The organism is Cryptobacterium curtum DSM 15641 (genome assembly GCF_000023845.1).
In the GTDB taxonomy this organism is placed as follows: Bacteria; Actinomycetota; Coriobacteriia; order Coriobacteriales; family Eggerthellaceae; genus Cryptobacterium; species Cryptobacterium curtum.
In genome coordinates this window covers 563564-582734 of the sequence record NC_013170.1, presented here as the reverse complement: position 1 = coordinate 582734, position 19171 = coordinate 563564, and the positions used below count along the sequence as shown (strand labels likewise).

The window sequence follows — 19171 nt, the reverse complement described above, 5'->3', positions numbered from 1 at the left end:
ACTACACCGTCTGCGGCCGAATAACCTACGTGCCGCCAGTGGAAGCGCTGTACGTCCTATTCTGCGCAACTGGCAATTTTAGCAGACAGCGACAATAAGGTATTAGATTGATTGCATCTGTGAGAGAACCGTGTTGTACCAATCGGTTGAGTTCGGCGGACAGTACTTGCGAGCTGCTTCTGGAGTCAACGTACTACCATAGATGCGCGCCAAACCTGAGACATGCGCACGAATAGCTTCATCCCAAGAGCTCCAGCTTGATGAACCCCAACCCCACGCATTGTGTGGCTTGAAGCAATGGGCTCCTAAGCTGCTTTCTTTATAAGCAATAGCGGGTGACCAGCGCGGATCGACACCATAATCCCAGGCAGCTTCAGCAAAGACTTGTCCCTGCCCTGCCAGGGGTGACCCTGAAAGGTAGGAATCAATACGGCCAGACCATTTATTAACAAACGCTTTTTTGTCGCTTGACCAGTCGACGTCGTCACTTTTAACTGTACCGCTGTAATTCGCCGAAGTGTCCTGAGAGGAATTATCAACCGCTGTGTTAGCGGCATCCTGCCCCGCTTCAGTGGCCACCTGTGCAACCGCAGCTTCTTGAGCCTGTTGCTTTGCTTCCGCGGCCTGTGCCGCTGCAAGCGCAATTGCTCGCTGTTCAGCTTCTTCACGTGCTGACTGAGCCGACTTCAGTGTTCGTTCTGCTCGATCAGCTGCCTGTTGAACTTCTTTCTGCTGCGAAGAAAGATCAGATTGCACCGCTTCGAGTTCGCTCTTAAGGGCATCGAGCTTGCGCACTTCAGCGGTATTGTGATCGTGAATGCAGTCAAGGTATTCAATGCGTTGGATGAAATCAGCAATACTTTCGCTGTCTAACACGAGATCAATAAGGCTGCCGCCTTCTTGCTGAAGGATATACAGCGTTTTGAGAGATACGGCAGAACGCTGCTGTTGACCAGGAAGACTCTGGTTAATTTCGTCAAGACGTGCCTGGTTTTCTGCTATCTGGGCATTGAGATCGTCAAGGCGCGCGAGAGCGTCGTCGTAATCCTTTGCCGTTGATTCAACCTGCTGTTGCAGCTCGGATAGCTCGTCAGTGTCGGCATAAGCAGAACTGGCAAGCTGCATACATATCAATGCACTTAGCACGACACCACAAGCGCCAATGCCAACCAAGCGCTTGACCATTCGTCTATTCCCGATCGTATTACTAATCAGCAATCCTTTCAGAGCAAAAAAGTCCGTCCATTATAGCGAAGGAGCTAAAAATACCGCTACCAGCACACACATACCAGTCATGCAAAAGTGTTTTAGTATCAGTCGATTAATGGCGTTGAACAGGTAGAATAGCTATGAAGAGGATATGAACCGATTATGTGGCAAAATGCTTAGGAGCCACGGCACTCAAGCGAATGAGTATCCACAAGCGCGCCTCTATATCGTCCTTATAGGTATGATAATCGTTGACATCCGCATCAAGCAGCAATCGTGCGGCTCGACGTGCTGGCAACTAATCCTTATAGGTAGGCTAATCGCTGATATCCGCGTCGAGAGCAACGCGCACTTTATAATCGGGGAGCGCTCGCTTGGCGGCAGAGTAAATTTCCTGCCATTCGCCCTGACGATCAGGTGCATCAAAATCAATCACTACGTCGAAACTCACCTGCTTGACCGATGGGTCGATAAACAGACCATGAACTTCCTTAATATGCGAATGAGCACTGGTAATTTCTTCAACTATCTGGCGTACCCGTTTTACCTCGGGGTCGGCTACATCAGATGCATTAGCCGAATAAATACCAACCGTATGAAGAAACACCTGGTGCTTCTTGGTTACCTCAGTTTCAATGCGCCGTGTAAGTGAATCGATTTCTTCGGCAGTCATGTGCTCGTCAACCGATACATGGATGCTCCCCCACAGCCGCTCTGGACCGAAATCGGTAAGAATTAAGTCGTACGCACCACGGACGCCCTTGACACTACACACCGTCTGCTTAATGGAGCTCGCTACATCGGCATCGATACGCTCGCCCAGTATTTTTCCAATCGCCTCGCGCAAAATATCGAAGCCCGCTTTGATAATAACCAGCGAAATAAGTGCACCAAGCCACGCCTCAAGCGAAATGCCAAAGAAGATAAAGGCGAGAGCTGCGGCAAGCGTAGATGCGGAAATGGCAGCATCCATAAGGGCATCGGTACCAGAAGCAACCAGTGATGCGGAAGAAGCCGCTTTGCCGCGCAGGGTGAAGTAACGACCGAGCGCAACCTTTGCCACAACAGCGATAGCAATCACCACAAGTGAAATTGTTTCGTAAGAAGGAGTCTCGGGCGCAATAATGCGGCCAAAGGATTCACGAAGCGACGTAATACCCGCAAACAGAACGATGACGCCAATGAGGATGGTGCTAAAGTACTCAACCCGCCCGTACCCAAACGGATGAGCACGATTGGGGGTGCGCCCCGCCAGCTTCGCCCCAATAATAGTAATTGCTGATGACAGGGCGTCGCTTAAGTTATTAACCGCGTCAAGCACGATAGCGATCGAATTCGACACAAGCCCGATAACTGCCTTAACCGCCGCAAGCGCAATGTTGCCAATAATGCCAATAAGACTCGTTCGAATAATGATGTGTTCACGTTGATTGTCAGCCACGATATCTATCCTCTTCGTGTTCTTGTATCCGTTTGTACCGGTTTATACCTGTTTGCATATCTGCTGGAAAATGTCAGTCAGCACGTTCGGCGTTTGCAACATTTTCGGCGAGTGCTTTGAAGTTTCAGTGCTCTTCAGTATAGGACTTGTGAATCCTTGTGAGTCTCGCATAAATTTTTACTAGCTCGTGTGAAGTAAGTGGATGCTTAGGAGCGCAGCTTATCGCGTGCGCTCTTCCACGTAGGCAATGCCCTGTCGAGTATGGCATAAAAAGCTGGTCCATGATTCGCTTCAAGCAAATGGGCAAGTTCATGCACCACTACATATTCCAAACACTCAGGTGGATACAGTGCCAAACGTGTATTAATGCAGATGCGCCCCGTTTCTGGCTGACATGATCCCCACCTGCTGCGCATATTACGATACGCCAGCGACCCTGCATGCACCCCGAGCACTTCTTCCCACTTTTCTACCAGCGGGGGCACCAGTGCTGCAATAAGATCGCGCCACGCAGCGCACTCTTCTTTTGAAGCAAGCTCGGCTATTCGTTGCGGTGAAGTCTGTAGTCGCTGCTGTTGACGCGCAATCCACTCAGCGCGACTGCGTACAAAGGCTTCTACCTGGGCGCGCGACATACATAGTGGTGTGCTGGCTTCCACATGGCCATCAGGAGCAACCACACGAATACGTAAATTCTTGACGCACTTGCGATGTATACGCACTTCAATACCGTCAACAAAGGTTAGGTTGTCCTCAATCATGCCGTGGCACACCAATCTTGCTCACGTGTCCACCGCGATGCAGGGAGAAACAACGACGTAGATAGAGGAATATCACTCGCATCAGCAGATTGTACAAAGGGCATTGCGGTTCTTGCCCGTTTACTCGTGGTCATCGGAGGTAATTTTAGGGAAATTGCCGCTTGAGCGTGCCTGTTGAGCAATCTCATAGGCTGCATTACGTGAAAGACCAAATTCGTGTTGCAACGCGGTGGCAGCATCTTTACAGGAATGTCTCTCGTTCATAACAAGCTCAACGGCCCGGGCGGCGGCACTGCTGGCAGCATCCTTGCATCTATCGGCAGCTTCATCGGCACTTGGCGCATCAATAACAATAACAATCTCACCCTTAATTGGTTCTTTTTTAGCTCGATGCGCAAATAAATCTGCGATCTCGCCTGAATAACCCACCTGCACTTCTTCGTGAATTTTCGTTAACTCACGGCAGACCGCAACACGACGGTGCGGATATACAGATGCAATACGCTTAAGAGCTGCAACCAAGCGATGAGGGCTTTCGTAAAACAAGAGAACCGCATCAAGCGAAGCAACCGACTCAAGCAGGTGTGTTGCCGCTGTCGCTTTACGGGGGAAGAAACCGCCGAAATAAAATCGCGGACAGGAAAAGCCACTCGCGACATACGCAGTTGCGGTCGCGGTGGCCCCCGGAAGCACGCACACTGACACCCCAGCACTCCGGGCAGCAGCCACCAAGCGACTGCCCGGATCGGAAACACCGGGCATGCCAGCATCGCTACAAAACGCCATCGTTTCTCCTGCCACAAGCCGATCAACTATCTGATCGACTTTACGCGACAACATTTGTTCATCCATCCGTTCAAGATGTGCCTTGATATCAAACGCAGCAAGCAGCTTGCCGGTTACCCGCGTGTCCTCTGCAAGCACCGTATTGGCCCCACGAAGCGCATCGAGCGCACGCGGGGTCATATCCCCCAGATTGCCTAGTGGAGTTGGACACAAAAAGAGCGTACCCATAGCCATGTTTATCTCTTTACAAGCTCGCGCTGTCGAACCTCTTCTTCAATGCGGGCAGCCTCGATATCCCAATCTATTCCACAGGCCACACAAGCTGGCTGCGGTTTTTCATAGGATGCAGTCCGTGCCTGACGGGCGTCTTGTTCAGCTTCAGCCAAATTTGCCTTCGCAACCGCAATCATTAACTTAATGCGATTGAGCTGGTTTACTTCAGAAGCGCCTGGGTCGTAATCCACTGCCACAATATTGCTTTCTGGATAGCGGCGGCGCAATTCCTTAATAACGGCCTTGCCCACCACATGATTCGGCAAGCACGCAAACGGCTGAGCGCACACGATATTCGGCGCACCATGGCGAATAAGTTCCACCATTTCAGCTGTTAACAGCCAACCTTCACCCATGCTGTTGCACAGCGACAATATTTCTTCGGCATAATCCGCCAAAGTAAAGATATCCGTTGGCGGCTCGAAACGATTCGATGCCTCCATAGCTTCAAACACCGGGCGACGTACGCTTTCGATGTACTTCAAGATGCCGCGCGCAGCCAGCGCACCTTTGCCCGAACGGCCGAGCGGATCCTTCTGGAAAATACGTCCCGCAATGCCAAAAAGGAAGAACTCGATAAGCCCCGGCACAACCGCTTCGCAGCCTTCTGCTTCGATCTGATCGACCAGCTGATTGTTTGCTGTTGGATGGAACTTCACAAGAATCTCGCCAACCACACCAACACGTGGTTTGCTTCCCTCGCCCACCAGCGGCAGAGTATCAAAATCGTCAACAATGGCGCGCACCGTGCGGGCAAAGCGCTTGCGGTTTTCACCTGATTCAATCTGTTTCGCACAGGTAGCCATCCACTGATTAAAGAGGTTTTCAGCAGCACCGGGCTCCGCTTCGTAAGGACGGCAGCGATAGAGGGCTGTCATTAGCAAGTCGCCATACGACAGGGCATACAGCGCCTGTTGCAACATTGACGGCGTAATCTTAAAGCCTTCATTACTTTCATCAAGGTTGTTTTGCAGCGCGAGCGAAATGACCGGGATATGCCCCAAGCCCGCTGCGCGCAGTGCCTTGCGAATCAAGCTGATGTAGTTTGTTGCGCGACAGCCGCCACCCGTTTGCGTAATCAGTACCGCAAGTTTGTCGGTGTCGTATCGTCCACTTGTCACGGCTTCCATAATCTGGCCCGTTACAAGAATAGACGGATAGCAGATATCGTTATTGACATAGCGCAAGCCCGCATCAACTGCACCATGGTCCACCGAAGGCAGAAGCTCTAGGTTATAACCATTCGCGCGGAATATAGGAAGCAGCAGATCAAAGTGAATTGGTGCCATTTGCGGAGCAAGAATAGTGTAGCCAGCATCTTTCATGGCTTGCGTGAACTCCACGCGTGGGAACTCAGTCGAAGCCGATGAGCGCTGCGATGCAATCGTAGAAGCCTCTTTGCCTGATGCTACGCTATCAGATGTCTGAGAACCAGACTCAGATTGAGCACCAGTTTTCTCGGTTGACGATTCATGTACAGTTTCCGCAGTAGCGCCTGCGGTGGCTGCCGCGCCCGTGACACCCGCAGCCACAAGCTTGCGAGCTGCTTCAGCCTCAAACGAGCCATCAGATGCTGCACGACGCGCTTCAAAGTCAGCCACGAGTTTATCGGCCAACGCCCCCGCCGGACAGCTGGGAGCACTCTGCGCTTCAGCACGCTCATCCTGCTGCTCCTTCAGGGCAGCAAGCAAGCTACGTACCCGAATACGCGCCGCGCCGAGGTTTGACACCTCGTCAATCTTGAGCACGGTATACACCTTGCCCGACGCTTCGAGTATTTCCTGTACCTGATCGGTTGTCAGTGCATCAAGACCGCACCCAAAACTATTCAGCTGAATTAAATCGAGGTCGTTACGTTCAGTTACAAACTTCGCCGCCGCATACAAGCGGGTATGATACATCCACTGATCAACCAGACGAATCGGCCGCTCTAGTTTACCCAGATGAGCAACGGCATCTTCAGTAAGTACTGCCAGTCCAAAGCCACAGAGCAATTCAGGAATCGCGTGGTTAATTTCAGGATCGTTGTGGTACGGACGACCCGCCAGCACAATACCGTGCGACTGGTGCTCTTCCATCCAGTGCAGGACTTCTTCGCCCTTCTTGTGGACATCATCTTTGAACTTGAGATCTTCTTCCCACGCCGCATCAACCGCACGATCAATATCGCGGCGCTTCGGCGCAGGGCCATACTTAGCCATAATTTCGGGGTGATTTTCAACTAGTTCCACATACAGGCGTTTCTTGAGCTTGTCCTTCTGATCGTAGGGTAAAAATGGGTTCAAAAATGCAACGTCAGAGGTATGCAACTCGTCGATATTAAGGCGCAAACTTTCCGAATAGCTCATAACGATAGGGCAATTGAAGTGATTGCCCGCGCCCTCATCTTCTTGGCGCTCCCACTTGGCGCAGGGCATCCAGATAAAGTCAGGATGCTTGGCGAGCAAGTTCATAATATGACCGTGAGAAATTTTTGCCGGGTAGCAGGCATTTTCTGACGGAATACTTTCGATACCCGCCTCGTAGGTCTTTTTGGTCGATGGGTCGGATACTTCCACACGGAAACCGAGTTCGGTAAAGAAGGTAAACCAGAACGGATAGTTCTCGTACATATTGAGTGCACGCGGAATACCCACCCGTCCACGCGGAGCGTCTGAGGCGGCAAGCGGTTCGTAATCGAACAGACGGTGACTCTTCCACTCAAACATATTCGGCACTGCTGAACGCGCGGAAACTTGCCCTAAGCCCTTTTCACAGCGATTTCCCGTAATAAAGCGACGATGCTTACCAGTGGTTTCATCGACACCAAAATCGTTCACGGTCAGCAAGCAGTGATTACCGCAGGCCTTGCAGCGCAGCGTCCGATGAGTGGGAGAAAGAACCGACAGCGCTTCAGAACCCAAAAGCGTTGTCGTAACCGTTGCGGCAGAAGCACCCGATGCCTCAGCACGGCGCACAGCGTCGCGATAACGGTCGCGCGCCAAAAGTGCCGCACCAAACGCCCCCATATTGCCAGCAATATCAGGACGAACGGCATTAACCTGCGAAAGCTGTTCGAACGCGCGCAAAACCGAATCGTTTAAAAATGTGCCACCCTGTACAATAACCTGCGTACCTACATCGTGCGGATCGCGCATCTTAATAACTTTGAACAGCGCATTTTTAATAACTGAGATAGCCAAACCGGCGGCAATATCGCCAACCGTGGCGCCTTCCTTTTGGGCTTGCTTCACGCGACTGTTCATAAAGACTGTGCAGCGACTTCCCAGGTCAACTGGATTCTTGGCACTATTGGCCGTAACCGCAAACTCACGCACCGGAAGGTTCAAACCGGCAGCAAAGCTCTCGATAAAGCTGCCACATCCACTCGAGCAGGCTTCATTGAGCATGATCGAATCGATAACGCCATCCTTCACGCGCAGGCATTTCATGTCCTGCCCACCAATGTCGAGAATAAATTGCACATCGGGAAGCATTTCTTGTGCCCCCCGCAAATGAGCAACGGTTTCGATCTCGCCCGAATCGACGCGCAGGGCTTCAAGCAGCAATCCCTCGCCATAGCCGGTTACCGTGGCATGACCAATTTCGACCGGACAGCTTCCGTCAGCATGGCGCGGTAATTCGTTGTAGAGCTTCTGAACACCCGCTTTTGCTGTCTCGAGAACATCGCCCTTGTTGCTTGTGTAATAGCTCCAGAGCAGGCTGCCGTCTTCAGCCACTAGCGCTGCTTTGAATGTTGTTGAACCGGCATCAATGCCCAAAAATGCCTTTCCTTCAAACGACGCTAAATCACGCCGACGCACTTTTTCTTTGGCATGACGCTGTTCAAATTCGTGAAATTCTTCGTCGTTAGCAAACAGTGGCGGTAAGCGCACCACTTCGGTACCCTGCAGATCGCCCAAACTCTCGAGGCGCGCAACAATATCGTTGAGCCGCTCTGGATCAGTTTCGCCAATGCCCGCAATGGCGCAACCGGCCGCCACAAATAAGTGAGCATTTTCAGGCACAATAATGTGCTCATCATCAAGATTGAGCGTTTCATAAAAACGTTTACGCAGTTCGGGAAGGTATTGAAGGGGACCCCCTAGGAAAGCCACATGACCACGTATCGGGCGTCCGCACGCTAAACCAGAAATCGTCTGAGTGACAACCGCCTGGAAAATCGATGCTGAAATATCTTCTTTCTTCGCACCTTCATTCAAAAGCGGCTGTACATCGGTTTTAGCAAACACACCACACCGACTGGCGATGGGATACAAAATGGTATGGCGCGCTGCCAGCTCATTTAAACCCGATGCATCGGTATCGAGCAGTGCAGCCATCTGGTCGATAAACGCACCCGTACCACCAGCGCAGGTACCGTTCATGCGCTGTTCAATACCGTTGTCAAAGTAGATGATTTTTGCGTCTTCGCCGCCGAGCTCGATAGCCACATCTGTCTGAGGAATAAACGTTTCAACAGCTGTTTTGCTAGCGATAACCTCCTGAATGAAGGGAATGGAAAGCCACTGCCCCAAAAGCAGACCACCCGAACCCGTGATAGCTGTTGTCATCGTTTCTTCGCCATACTCTTCAGCTGCTTTCTTGAGCACCTCTACAATGGTGGCGCGCACGTCAGCATGGTGTCGCTGGTAGATGGAATAGCGCACCTGATTTTCATCATCAAGGATGGCAAGCTTAACGGTTGTTGAACCTACATCAATACCAATGTGCAAGTTACCCGTTATAGCTTTTTGGGTTGACGCAGCCTCTTGGGCAGATGGGATGTGCTGCGCTGTCGCGTCCTCTTGGGCAGGTTGGGTATCCTGTACTGCTGTCCCTTCTTGAATAGACGGGGTATCCTGTACTGCTGTGGGTGATTGGGCAGGAGCACTTTCCTGCACTGATGCGACAGCCTGTTCAGGAACATTTTCCTGTACTGACAAAGTAGTTTTCTCGGTTGCTTCCATGGGATTCCTTCTCTTCTTCTCCCGTATTGCAGGCGCTGATGGCCGGTAAAAAGTGGCTTCTTGATACGTCTTACAACGAGATAGATTCGCCTGGCTTAATAAAGAGGAGTCGCTGTGCAATAAGCGCCATCTCTTCGGAGTTTTCCTTCATGCCCGTTTCGATCCAGCGATTAATAACACCAAGATAGGCACTGGCAAAAAACGCCACGTAATAGCCCACAAATGGCGTGGGATTGGTGCGATACTGTTCGTGTAAGATCGACTCGATTAAGCAGGTGCACACGGAATCACGCAGGCGAGCGCCAAAACTCGCATCGCCGCCCGGCCCGAGCACCGCATGAAGAAAATCGCCTTGTAAGCGCAGATAATCGAACAGCTCCACAAGAAACGGTAGCGGCTTCTTGCGTGCCACGTACCAAGCTAATGCAGTAACATTCATATCCGCTAAGCGCGCCTGTAAATGTTCCAAATCAGCGATGACTTCGAATTCAAGGGCACTCAGGAGCGCTTCTTTGTCTTTAAAGTGGTTGTAGAACGTGCCACGCGTTAAGTCGGCGCGCAGACAGATGTCCCCCACCGTAATGGCATCGAGACCTTCTTGTTCAATAAGCTCGATCAGGGCACGGCGGAGGGCCGCTTGTGAGCGAGCGCTGCGTCTGTCAGTGCAGGTACGCGCTGTTGTAGTGGGATTACTTTCAAGAATAGCAACGGGTTTTTCTGCTACCACAGCAACAGGCTTCTCTACTGTTAGGGGCATGAACTGCCTTTCTTTCCGCTCAACCGCTATCACAATACACAGGCTCTGTACATAAAAGCCGCTGTAAGCTGTATCGTGCTGTGCACGCCCAAGCTTTCCGCTTGCCCATTACTCCGGTATCGCAAACCGGCACACAAACCGTCAAAAGTCGATACTCAAATGGACAGAGCTACTCCCGTTGTCCAGATGCATCCGTCATGTTGTTATACATGATGCACACTATTAGACAATTTGTACAAAAACGATTGTACCGACCAGACCAGCGCACTTCAAGCAGAAGAGGCGTACTCTTCATAGCCGCTGCACGAATAATGCGGTTTTCATAATCATCGCTTGGCTACGTGTTGTCCTTTCACACAGCCGTTGCACCTATCGCTCTTTCCCACTTTCCCGCATAGCTACCCCCACACGCTGTCTCTTCCACATGACCGCTGCCACATACCCCTCTTCCCCCATGCGAATATCCATGCTATGAATAGAGAAAACAGACGACGACAGGAAGGTCGATGGCAGACATGGATCCGTGGTATATATACGACACGCTGATTGAAGGGGTTCCTGAAGGAATCCCCGTAACTGACTACTGCATTGGATCAAACTGGTGTTATGTCGATGCTGGTTGTGGTTGCGGCATATCGCATGCTGTACGCGGCGGCGGACGACGTACCTTCCGCGAAGACCCCTGTTCTATTGATTTACATGCCCTTGCGAAGCTTGCTAAATCATGGAATTTCGAAGAAGCAACCCTTGGAACTGCTGCACTGAATGCCTGGTATTCTCGCCGTGAAGCTATCGAAGAAAAAGGTACTTTTATTGACACTGAACATGTTGGTCGCGCCGAGGAAAGCAATCCCTTTACACTACTAAAAGAATCCTACACCGGGGAAAAGGTAACAGTTGTCGGCCATTTCCCCAATGTGAACAGCATGTTCGCTACCGCCGATGTCACCGTGCTCGAACGCAATTGTGCCTCGCCATTAGACACTCCTGATTCAGCCTGCGAATATATACTGCCCCAGCAGGATTACGTCCTTATGACTGGTACCACCTTTATCAATAAGACAATGCCGCGTCTGCTTGAGCTCTCGCAAAAGGCAACAACCATCGTCGTCGGACCGTCCGCCATTCCTTCGGTAGTACTTGCAGAAGCGGGAGCGCAAGCGATCGCTGGCAGCGTGGTTGTTGATAAAGAACCAGCTAAAGCATCCATTAAAGGTGGCACCAAAGAACAGTGGCGTACTGGTATTAAGAAGTTCTTCTGGACGCCACAGGACTAACAATTTCACAAGCCATAAAAATAAGGGTCAAAAAAAACCGTTAATACATTCAGTATTATTCCTTAATCATGATTGCTTGTTTAAGCTCACGAATACGACGGCGATAAGGCTTGCCATAAATAAAGAATTCAATAGCAGCCACAGTAACAAGAATGATTGCCATACCGATAACGATGCCCTTCGCAACATTTGAAGACTCTGGCACTTGGCTAAAAACGCTTGTAATCAGTATGAGCGCTAAGACAACCTGCGATAGTGGTATACTCGTCCATGGAATATTCCCCTTTTGAGCCTGTTCAAGACGAGATTTCAAATCGCTATGAAGCTCAAAGGGGACACCGTCGTTCTTCTTGCGCAGATATGCGCGACACGCGTAAATAGATACAACTTCTATACCCACATCCTTGAGAAATGAAAGATAGTTATCGCGCGTTGTTCCCTTTCCATCAAGTATCTCGATTGCATACTGCCAAGCACCTGGTTCTGCAGCAACAAACGTATAGCCGCTCATACCACGATAAGCAACAAGAGCTTGGCCTTTAGCACTCATTTCATTCAGCCATGCTTCTTCCGCTGAGAAATCAGTGAACGTCTTTTTAAGAGTAGTGCTCATAGTGATATTTGTACTCATGATGGCTCCCTTCCTGTAGGTCTTGCCTGATTTAAAAATCGGAAGAATTCGTACTGTTTAATTCCATACTGTTTGTGTTTATACCGCCCACAACGTCCTGCGCATCAGCAATAAGACTACTAAGTCGTTTGACCTCTGCTAAGAAAGCTTGTTTTCCCTCGTCGGTAACAATGTATTGCTTACGACGCGAAGAAGATTGGCTAGCATCTGCAGCACGGATCCAGCCCTTTTCAATTAGTGAGTTGAGGGCACCATAGAGTGTGCCCGCCCCGATGTTCACACGCCCCTCTGTCAACTCGTGAACGTGCTGCATAATCGCATATCCATGGCGCGGCTCATGCAAACACAAAAGGATATAAAACGTTGGCTCAGTAAGTGCGCTAGGATCTTTCGTATAAGCCATTTTCTCTCCTTTCTCCCTATAACGAAGCCTGATATATCGTTAACTGTTATATCGTTAAACATAATATATCGATAACCGTAATAGCAGTCAAGAGAAAGAGAGAAATAATTAGCTTCGTGCAGACAACCTATGGCGCGAATAATTTAAAGTGATGTAATAAGATCGACAACCAACTTGATGGCAAACAGAACGATAACCACCAGCATGATAGGTCGAGTGATCGCAGAACCCTTCTTTGTAAAGTGCCCCGCCCCTATCCAGTTACCAGCAATACTAAACGCACCAGCAGCAAGTCCTAAGGGCAGCCATACCACACCATTTACAAGGAATACCACCAACCCAGAAATGTTTGTGGCAATGTTAATAGCTTTTGTTGTCCCCGCAGCACACCTGATGTCCTGATGCCCGACTGCCGTTAAAAGAAGCATGAGAAAGGTACCAGTCCCCGGTCCGTAGAAACCATCGTAAATTCCTACAACCCCAGCGATAATGCCCGTAATAACTAATGAGGGCACCAAGGAATAGGGATGATCTGCCTGAGCACTCAAATCCTTTGTTCGCAGCACATGAAATGCCACAAAAGGTAAGATGACCAACATGATCAGTTTAAAGGCTGTATCATCGGTAAGCAGTGCTAGATTCGAGCCGCTCCACGAACCTAGTAGCCCCATAGCAATACCAACGCCCGCAAGCGGCCACACCATATAGCCACTCAGTGCATAGCGAATGGTTGCTACTGCGGTACCCATACTCGCTGATAATTTATTGGTGCCAATGGCGGCGTGCACTGGAAGGCCCGCAAACAAAAAAGCGGGAAGAGATATCAGTCCGCCGCCACCGGCAATAGCGTCAACAAAACCTGCGAGAAACGCAAGAGGGCAGACAATAAGAAATTCCATACCTTAAGCTGCAGTTGGAGCAGAAGTAGACCCGCTATCTTGGCCGGTATCTCCGTCGGATTTATTGAAGAGATCGCGATTGAACATATTATTGATGCGCGCCACACAGGTAGTAACAACGGCATCACCCGTGATGTTGATTGTCGTACGGCCCATGTCAACCAGACGGTCAACGCCCATAAGCATCGAAACACCCTCAACGGGCAGCCCCACGGACTGGAACACCATCGTCAGCATAATAGTGCCAACACCCGGTACGCCAGCGGTGCCGATGGAAGCGAGTGTCGCGGTAAGAATAACCGTCAGATACCCAGAAAATCCAAGGTCGATACCAAACGCCTGAACAGCGAACACGACCGCAACACCCTGCATGATGGCCGTACCATCCATGTTGATGGTTGCGCCAAGCGGAATAGTGAACGACGATATCTGCGGGTCAACACCAATTTTCTTTTCGAGCGTTTCCATATTTAAAGGAATTGTCGCATTACTTGATGACGTAGCAAAAGCGAAGCCCATAACCGGCAACATCTTGCGGAAGAATCGCAGTGGATTTACACGAGCCACCAGTGCTAACAACAGCAGATAGGTAATGAATAGCTGCACAAAGAGACCAATGTAGGTGCCACCCACATACTTGGCCAAGGGGAAGAGTGCCGCCAAACCAAGATTAGAAAACGTGTTAACAATCAGGCAGAACACACCAATCGGTGCCACTGCCAACACGAGAGACACCATCGACATCATAATGTCGTTGAACTGGTGGAAGAAGCGATTGACCACATCAACGCGTGTTCCCAACTTCCCTAACAAAAAGCCCAGTACCAGCGCAAAGAAGATAATCTGCAGCATAGTGCCATTAGCCATGGCATCAACGACATTAGAAGGAATAATGTTAAGGAGTGTATCTGCTACCGAAGTAGAAGCGCTTGTCTTGAGTTCCACCTGAGCGATAGAGCCAAGGTCAAGCCCGATACCAGGATTAACCAGAAAGCCAACCCCAAGTGCTAGTGTAATGGCGACCAGGGTGGTTAGGATATACATCACAATAGTAAGACCGCCCACACGCCCCAGCATGGCACCCGAGCCCATACTGGCAGCACCACACACGATGCTACAAAACACAAGCGGCACCACCAACATCTGCATTAAGCGAATGAACCCCTTGCCAACGACGTAGCACACACCGTTGACTCCGTAGGTAAACAGAACCGATTCGTTTGGCACAAACACGTTGCAAAGAACGCCCACAATGATGCCGAGAACAAGTCCGATAAAAATCCAGCCAGTTGTGCCGATCTTTTTAAACCACGGTTGCGCTTGAGACTTCGAGTTTTGCATTTCCACCCCTCATGGGTTAGGAGGTTACCATCGGCTTGCCATCGTCGTACGGTCTGTAAAGGGCCTTACCAAGCAGACAAGCCTAGCTAGTATAGCCGACTTAATCGCTTCGATGCTTCTCGCAATACGACGTATCACCCGAGCGGATTGGTAAAAGCAATGAATAGGCTTACAGACGAGTGGGCGTATGACCTTACCGTTAGCGAGACAATACTCAATGCGAAGTAATAAGGGTATATACTGAATTAGTTCGTCTACCAGCAAAATGTCTGATAGCCTAGCGACCAACTACCGAAAAGAAAATTATAAGGTAGCGCGAAAGGACAGGAGCTCATGCAAATTACCCCCGAAGAGGTATCAGAAACACTCGCGATGGTCAGCCAGCAACACCTGGATGTCCGCACGATCACCCTCGGGTTAAACCTTCGCTCCTGCACCGATGAAGACATCAATATAATGGCTCGTAAGGTCTACGACCGTATGACCCACGCAGCTGAAAACCTCGTACCAACTGCCGAGCAGCTCGAACGCGAATACGGCGTTCCTATCGTCAATAAGCGCATCTCGACAACACCAATTGCTGAAATATGTGCTGCCACGAAAGCCACCGATTTCACCCCCATTGCTGAGGCAATGGACAAAGCGGGAAAAGCTGTCGGCGTTAATTTCATCGGAGGTTTTTCTGCTCTTGTACAAAAAGGAGCAACACGAGCCGATGAGGTGCTCATGGATTCGATTCCTGCTGCCCTCTCCGCCACCGATTTCGTCTGTAGTTCGGTAAATGTTGCCTCAACGCGGGCCGGCATCAACATGGATGCCCTCTGGAAAATGGCCAACACCGTTATCGCGTGCGCCAAACAAACTGCCGAACATGATTCTATCGGCGCCGCAAAGCTCGTCGTATTTGCAAACGCCGTACAAGATAATCCGTTCATGGCGGGAGCTTTCCATGGCGCTGGAGAAGCCGACGAGGTTATCAACGTGGGCGTTTCCGGACCCGGTGTAGTGCGTAACGTCTTAGCCGATTTGCCTGAAAGCGCCAGCATGACTGAGATCGCCGAAGCTATTAAAGCAACGGCGTTTAAGATCACGCGCGTTGGTGAACTGATGGCGCGCGAAGCAGCAGACCGCCTTGGATATCAACAGGGCATACTTGATTTGTCGCTCGCCCCCACCCCCGCTATTGGCGATAGTGTTGCCGATATCCTTGAAACAATCGGTGTGGGTCGCTGCGGTGGACCGGGCACGACAGCGGCACTTGCCCTGCTCAATGACTGTGTAAAAAAGGGTGGCGTTATGGCCTCAAGCAGCGTTGGTGGGCTTTCGGGTGCCTTTATCCCTGTTTCCGAAGATGCCGGGATGATCCGCGCGGCACAAGATAGCACCCTTTCTCTTGAAAAACTTGAAGCCATGACCTGCGTCTGCAGTGTCGGGCTTGATATGATAGCCATCCCCGGCAATACAACACCTGAAACTATCTTCGGCATTATTGCTGATGAAGCAGCTATCGGCATGATCAACAACAAGACCACCGCGGTACGAGTGATTCCCGCCATTGGCAAAAAGGCTGGCGATACGCTCGAGTTTGGCGGGCTACTCGGTAGCGCACCCGTTATGCCGGTCAATCAGTATGCAGGAAGTGTATTTGCCCATCGTGGCGGACGTATTCCTGCACCATTAAACTCTCTCAAGAATTAGTAAATAAGCCCTCGTAGGGATATGTAGGCGCAAGATAAGGGAAGACTGTACCCAATGGAAGAACAGAGTAAATACGAAAATCACCATCGCGAACGTCCTGTTGTCCATAAGCGGACAAAGCGTACCGAACGAGAGAAGCACAATGCTGAAGCGGAGGGAAATCTTCCTTCAACACACGACCAAGATACCGCTTCGTTCCCGCCTGTTACAAGCCAGCCAGAGACAATGCCAAAAGACTCGTATCGAGGTCAGAGGCCCCATCTCACCTCGGTTCCCGACCCACAGGTTACAGCTCATGCGTCTATATCGTCGGAAAACAATCTCGCACATGAAACCAGTTCCGCTACACGGGAACCGCGTCAGCATCGTGCGCCTATTTCTCAGGTTTCTTCTGTTGAATCAGCATCTGCTGTTGCTCAGGGCAACAACACTGCAGCACCTAACGCTGCACAGGGCGATAATGTCAAAGCACCTAGTGCTATGTCGGGCAGCAACCCTGCCGCCGCTGTCCATGCGCAATCCTATCAAGAATCAACCGAGCAAGGGTCGTCGTTTGTACCGGTTGGCGCACATATCCGCGACTATAATATGGCCGCTGCACACAGTCGACAGCATCTTGGCATTGGCGTCAAAATATTTTTTGTTCTTATAGCAGCTGGCGTTGTTGCCATTGTATGCTGGTGGATGCTCTTCTCCCCGATTAGCATTACCTTAAATGGCAAAATGACAACTGTCGATCGTGGCTCGAATGTATCCGCTATTGTAAAATCGCAAAATGTAAATGTATCCCCTGGTCGATTGCTTGCTGTTGATGGATCAGTTATCGACCAGACGGGCGGTGAGACCTTTACCGCAACGCTCGATGGACAGGCAGTCAATGGAAATGCTGGCGTAAAAGAAAACAGTACACTCACCATTACCGATGGCGCCGATAAAACAGAGGATTATACCGAGACAACCAAGCCAATCCCTTCTCAGTGGGTTGACGATGGAACGCGCGGTGCCTTCCATGAGGTTGTCGGCGAGGCAGCTGACGGCATTGCCGCTACCCGCACAGGCAAAACATCAGGCATTACCGTCGACAACCAGGTTGTCAAAGAGCCTGTTAACCCCACGCTCACTCGGTACAGCATCGACACGGGTGGTGAGAAAGTTATCGCACTGACATTTGACGATGGCCCCTGGAAAGATCAAACGGCCGAGCTGCTCGACATTCTTGATCAAAATAATGCCAAAGCAACCTTCTTTGTTGTTGGCAATCGTATTGGTGACACTCCTGGTGGTGGCGATCTGGTTAAACGCGAATATGACAGCGGTCATCAGGTATCGAGCCACACATGGGATCATGCAGCAGGAAGTGGCAAGGGCGTCAACCTTGGCTATATGACTGAAGATGAGCAGATCAACGAAATCGTCAAGGGACAGCAGGCTATCACCGATGCCACGGGCGTTGAGGCTAATAAAATTGTGCGCACGCCCGGAGGCAACTATTCACTGGAGACTGCCCAGATCGTGCATCCTTATGTCGATGTCGAAGTTGACTGGAATATCGACACTGAAGACTGGCGCCGTCCTGGCGCTGCAAAAATTGAATCAGCCATTCTGTCGGCAAAGCCAGGAAACGTCATTCTTATGCACGACGGCGGCGGAGATCGCAGTCAAACCGTACAAGCAGTTGCGGATGCTCTACCAAAACTGCGTGAACAAGGGTATCGCTTTGTCACTATTGAAGAGCTTTGGGAGTATCACAAGAAAGCCCAGCAGCAAAGTAATTAGTTGCTCACAATACCACGCATTTAAGCGTGCCTCGTAATAGCACATTACCTTAAGCATCAGCTCAAACGAGTGCTAAACGGTACCAAGCTTGTGAGTACTTTGATATTTGCAATGTTTGCAAGGTGGTTTAACTCGTTTTAAGCCACCTTGCAGTGCTTTTGTACACTGTGACGTACTGGTCTTGGAGAACGCAGAGTGTAGGCTTACCTCAGTGCTTTACTTCAGCACGGCGCGCACCAGGTATTCAACATTGCCAGAACGCTTTCCGGTAATGGGCGATTCAATAACACCCGTTACCGTAAATCCAGCTGTTGCCAGGGCGTCTTCCACTTCGTGCACTGTACGGAGCCGTACCGCTTCATCAGTCACCACGCCACCATCGGCTTCGCCTTGCTTGCTTTCGAACTGAGGTTTCACTAACCCAATAAAAACACTACCCTCTTGTCCAAGACGTGCAAATACCCGCGCAAGGCGAGCAAGCCCAATAAACGAAAGGTCAGCAACGATAAGATCGAATGGCGCACCGAGCACAGCTGGATCGGCTTGCCGTATATTAGTGCGCTCAAACACCGTAACACGCGTGTCGGTACGCACAGACCAAGCAAGCTGGCTGTAATTGACATCAACGCAGGTAACCGCACGGGCTCCCGCCTGAAGCAAGCAGTCTGAAAAACCGCCTGTCGATGAGCCAACATCAATGCAGCGCAGACCTTCTACTTGTTGATCAAATGCCTCAAGAGCCGCCTGTAGTTTTTCGCCACCCCGCGATACAAAGCGACTATGGGATTTCACTTCAAGCGCACTGTCAGGCGCAATATGCATGGCTGCACTTTTGGCAACCTGCATGTCTACTTTTACCTCGCCGGCAATAATAATGCGCAAAGCAGCTGCGCGATCATCTGCAAAGCCACGCTCAACAAGCACATCATCAAGCCGCATGCGTTGCAATGAAGTCGATCGACACTGCCCT

Annotated in this window: 15 protein-coding genes; 3 read left to right on the top strand and 12 right to left on the bottom strand. The window is 50.6% G+C overall.

Annotated features, from left to right (window positions below; all coding sequences use genetic code 11):
* Nucleotides 1-102 precede the first annotated feature (102 nt).
* The 7 genes from CCUR_RS02425 to CCUR_RS02400 form a co-directional block, all read right to left on the bottom strand.
* Nucleotides 103-1185: a coiled-coil domain-containing protein gene (locus CCUR_RS02425; RefSeq protein ID WP_012802898.1), complete on the bottom strand. Its 1083-nt coding sequence runs from the start codon at nt 1183-1185 to the stop codon at nt 103-105.
* A 184-nt stretch (nt 1186-1369) separates the two neighbouring features.
* A complete protein-coding gene (locus tag CCUR_RS07540) occupies nt 1370-1507 on the bottom strand; it encodes a hypothetical protein (protein ID WP_169302063.1) in 138 nt (45 codons plus the stop codon).
* A gap of 18 nt (nt 1508-1525) precedes the next feature.
* Nucleotides 1526-2650 carry a cation diffusion facilitator family transporter gene (locus CCUR_RS02420; protein WP_012802897.1) on the bottom strand — a complete coding sequence of 375 codons (1125 nt, stop codon included), beginning with the start codon at nt 2648-2650 and terminating at the stop codon, nt 1526-1528.
* Between the two features lie 206 nt (nt 2651-2856).
* The gene (locus CCUR_RS02415; RefSeq protein WP_012802896.1) at nt 2857-3411 is read right to left on the bottom strand and encodes a M48 family metallopeptidase; all 555 of its coding nucleotides are present in this window, start codon (nt 3409-3411) and stop codon (nt 2857-2859) included.
* 120 nt (nt 3412-3531) lie between these two features.
* Nucleotides 3532-4431, bottom strand: a complete 900-nt coding sequence (gene rsmI / locus CCUR_RS02410) for a 16S rRNA (cytidine(1402)-2'-O)-methyltransferase (protein WP_012802895.1) — start codon at nt 4429-4431, stop codon at nt 3532-3534.
* Between the two features lie 2 nt (nt 4432-4433).
* On the bottom strand, nt 4434-9419 hold the full coding sequence (locus CCUR_RS02405) for a 2-hydroxyacyl-CoA dehydratase (protein ID WP_012802894.1): 4986 nt from the start codon (nt 9417-9419) through the stop codon (nt 4434-4436).
* A gap of 70 nt (nt 9420-9489) precedes the next feature.
* A complete protein-coding gene (locus tag CCUR_RS02400; protein ID WP_012802893.1) occupies nt 9490-10176 on the bottom strand; it encodes a TetR/AcrR family transcriptional regulator in 687 nt (228 codons plus the stop codon).
* A gap of 506 nt (nt 10177-10682) precedes the next feature.
* Here CCUR_RS02400 and CCUR_RS02395 point away from each other — a divergent pair.
* Nucleotides 10683-11453, top strand: coding sequence for a Rossmann-like domain-containing protein (locus CCUR_RS02395; protein WP_012802892.1), 771 nt, complete (start codon nt 10683-10685; stop codon nt 11451-11453).
* A 55-nt stretch (nt 11454-11508) separates the two neighbouring features.
* Here CCUR_RS02395 and CCUR_RS02390 read toward each other — a convergent pair whose 3' ends face one another.
* From CCUR_RS02390 to CCUR_RS02375, 4 genes are all read right to left on the bottom strand, one after another.
* Nucleotides 11509-12084, bottom strand: coding sequence for a DUF2812 domain-containing protein (locus tag CCUR_RS02390; RefSeq protein ID WP_217189880.1), 576 nt, complete (start codon nt 12082-12084; stop codon nt 11509-11511).
* 31 nt (nt 12085-12115) lie between these two features.
* Nucleotides 12116-12487: a PadR family transcriptional regulator gene (locus CCUR_RS02385; protein WP_012802890.1), complete on the bottom strand. Its 372-nt coding sequence runs from the start codon at nt 12485-12487 to the stop codon at nt 12116-12118.
* Nucleotides 12488-12630: 143 nt separating this feature from the next.
* Nucleotides 12631-13386 carry a sulfite exporter TauE/SafE family protein gene (locus tag CCUR_RS02380; RefSeq protein ID WP_012802889.1) on the bottom strand — a complete coding sequence of 252 codons (756 nt, stop codon included), beginning with the start codon at nt 13384-13386 and terminating at the stop codon, nt 12631-12633.
* Between the two features lie 3 nt (nt 13387-13389).
* Entirely contained in the window at nt 13390-14727 is a 1338-nt protein-coding gene (locus CCUR_RS02375; protein ID WP_012802888.1) for a dicarboxylate/amino acid:cation symporter, read from the bottom strand.
* A gap of 333 nt (nt 14728-15060) precedes the next feature.
* Here CCUR_RS02375 and CCUR_RS02370 point away from each other — a divergent pair, with 333 nt between their 5' ends.
* Nucleotides 15061-16425, top strand: coding sequence for a PFL family protein (locus CCUR_RS02370; protein WP_012802887.1), 1365 nt, complete (start codon nt 15061-15063; stop codon nt 16423-16425).
* Between the two features lie 54 nt (nt 16426-16479).
* A complete protein-coding gene (locus CCUR_RS02365; protein ID WP_012802886.1) occupies nt 16480-18201 on the top strand; it encodes a polysaccharide deacetylase family protein in 1722 nt (573 codons plus the stop codon).
* A 216-nt stretch (nt 18202-18417) separates the two neighbouring features.
* Here CCUR_RS02365 and CCUR_RS02360 read toward each other — a convergent pair whose 3' ends face one another.
* Complete coding sequence (locus CCUR_RS02360; RefSeq protein ID WP_012802885.1) at nt 18418-19149, bottom strand: TlyA family RNA methyltransferase; 732 nt, start codon at nt 19147-19149, stop codon at nt 18418-18420.
* Nucleotides 19150-19171 lie beyond the last annotated feature (22 nt).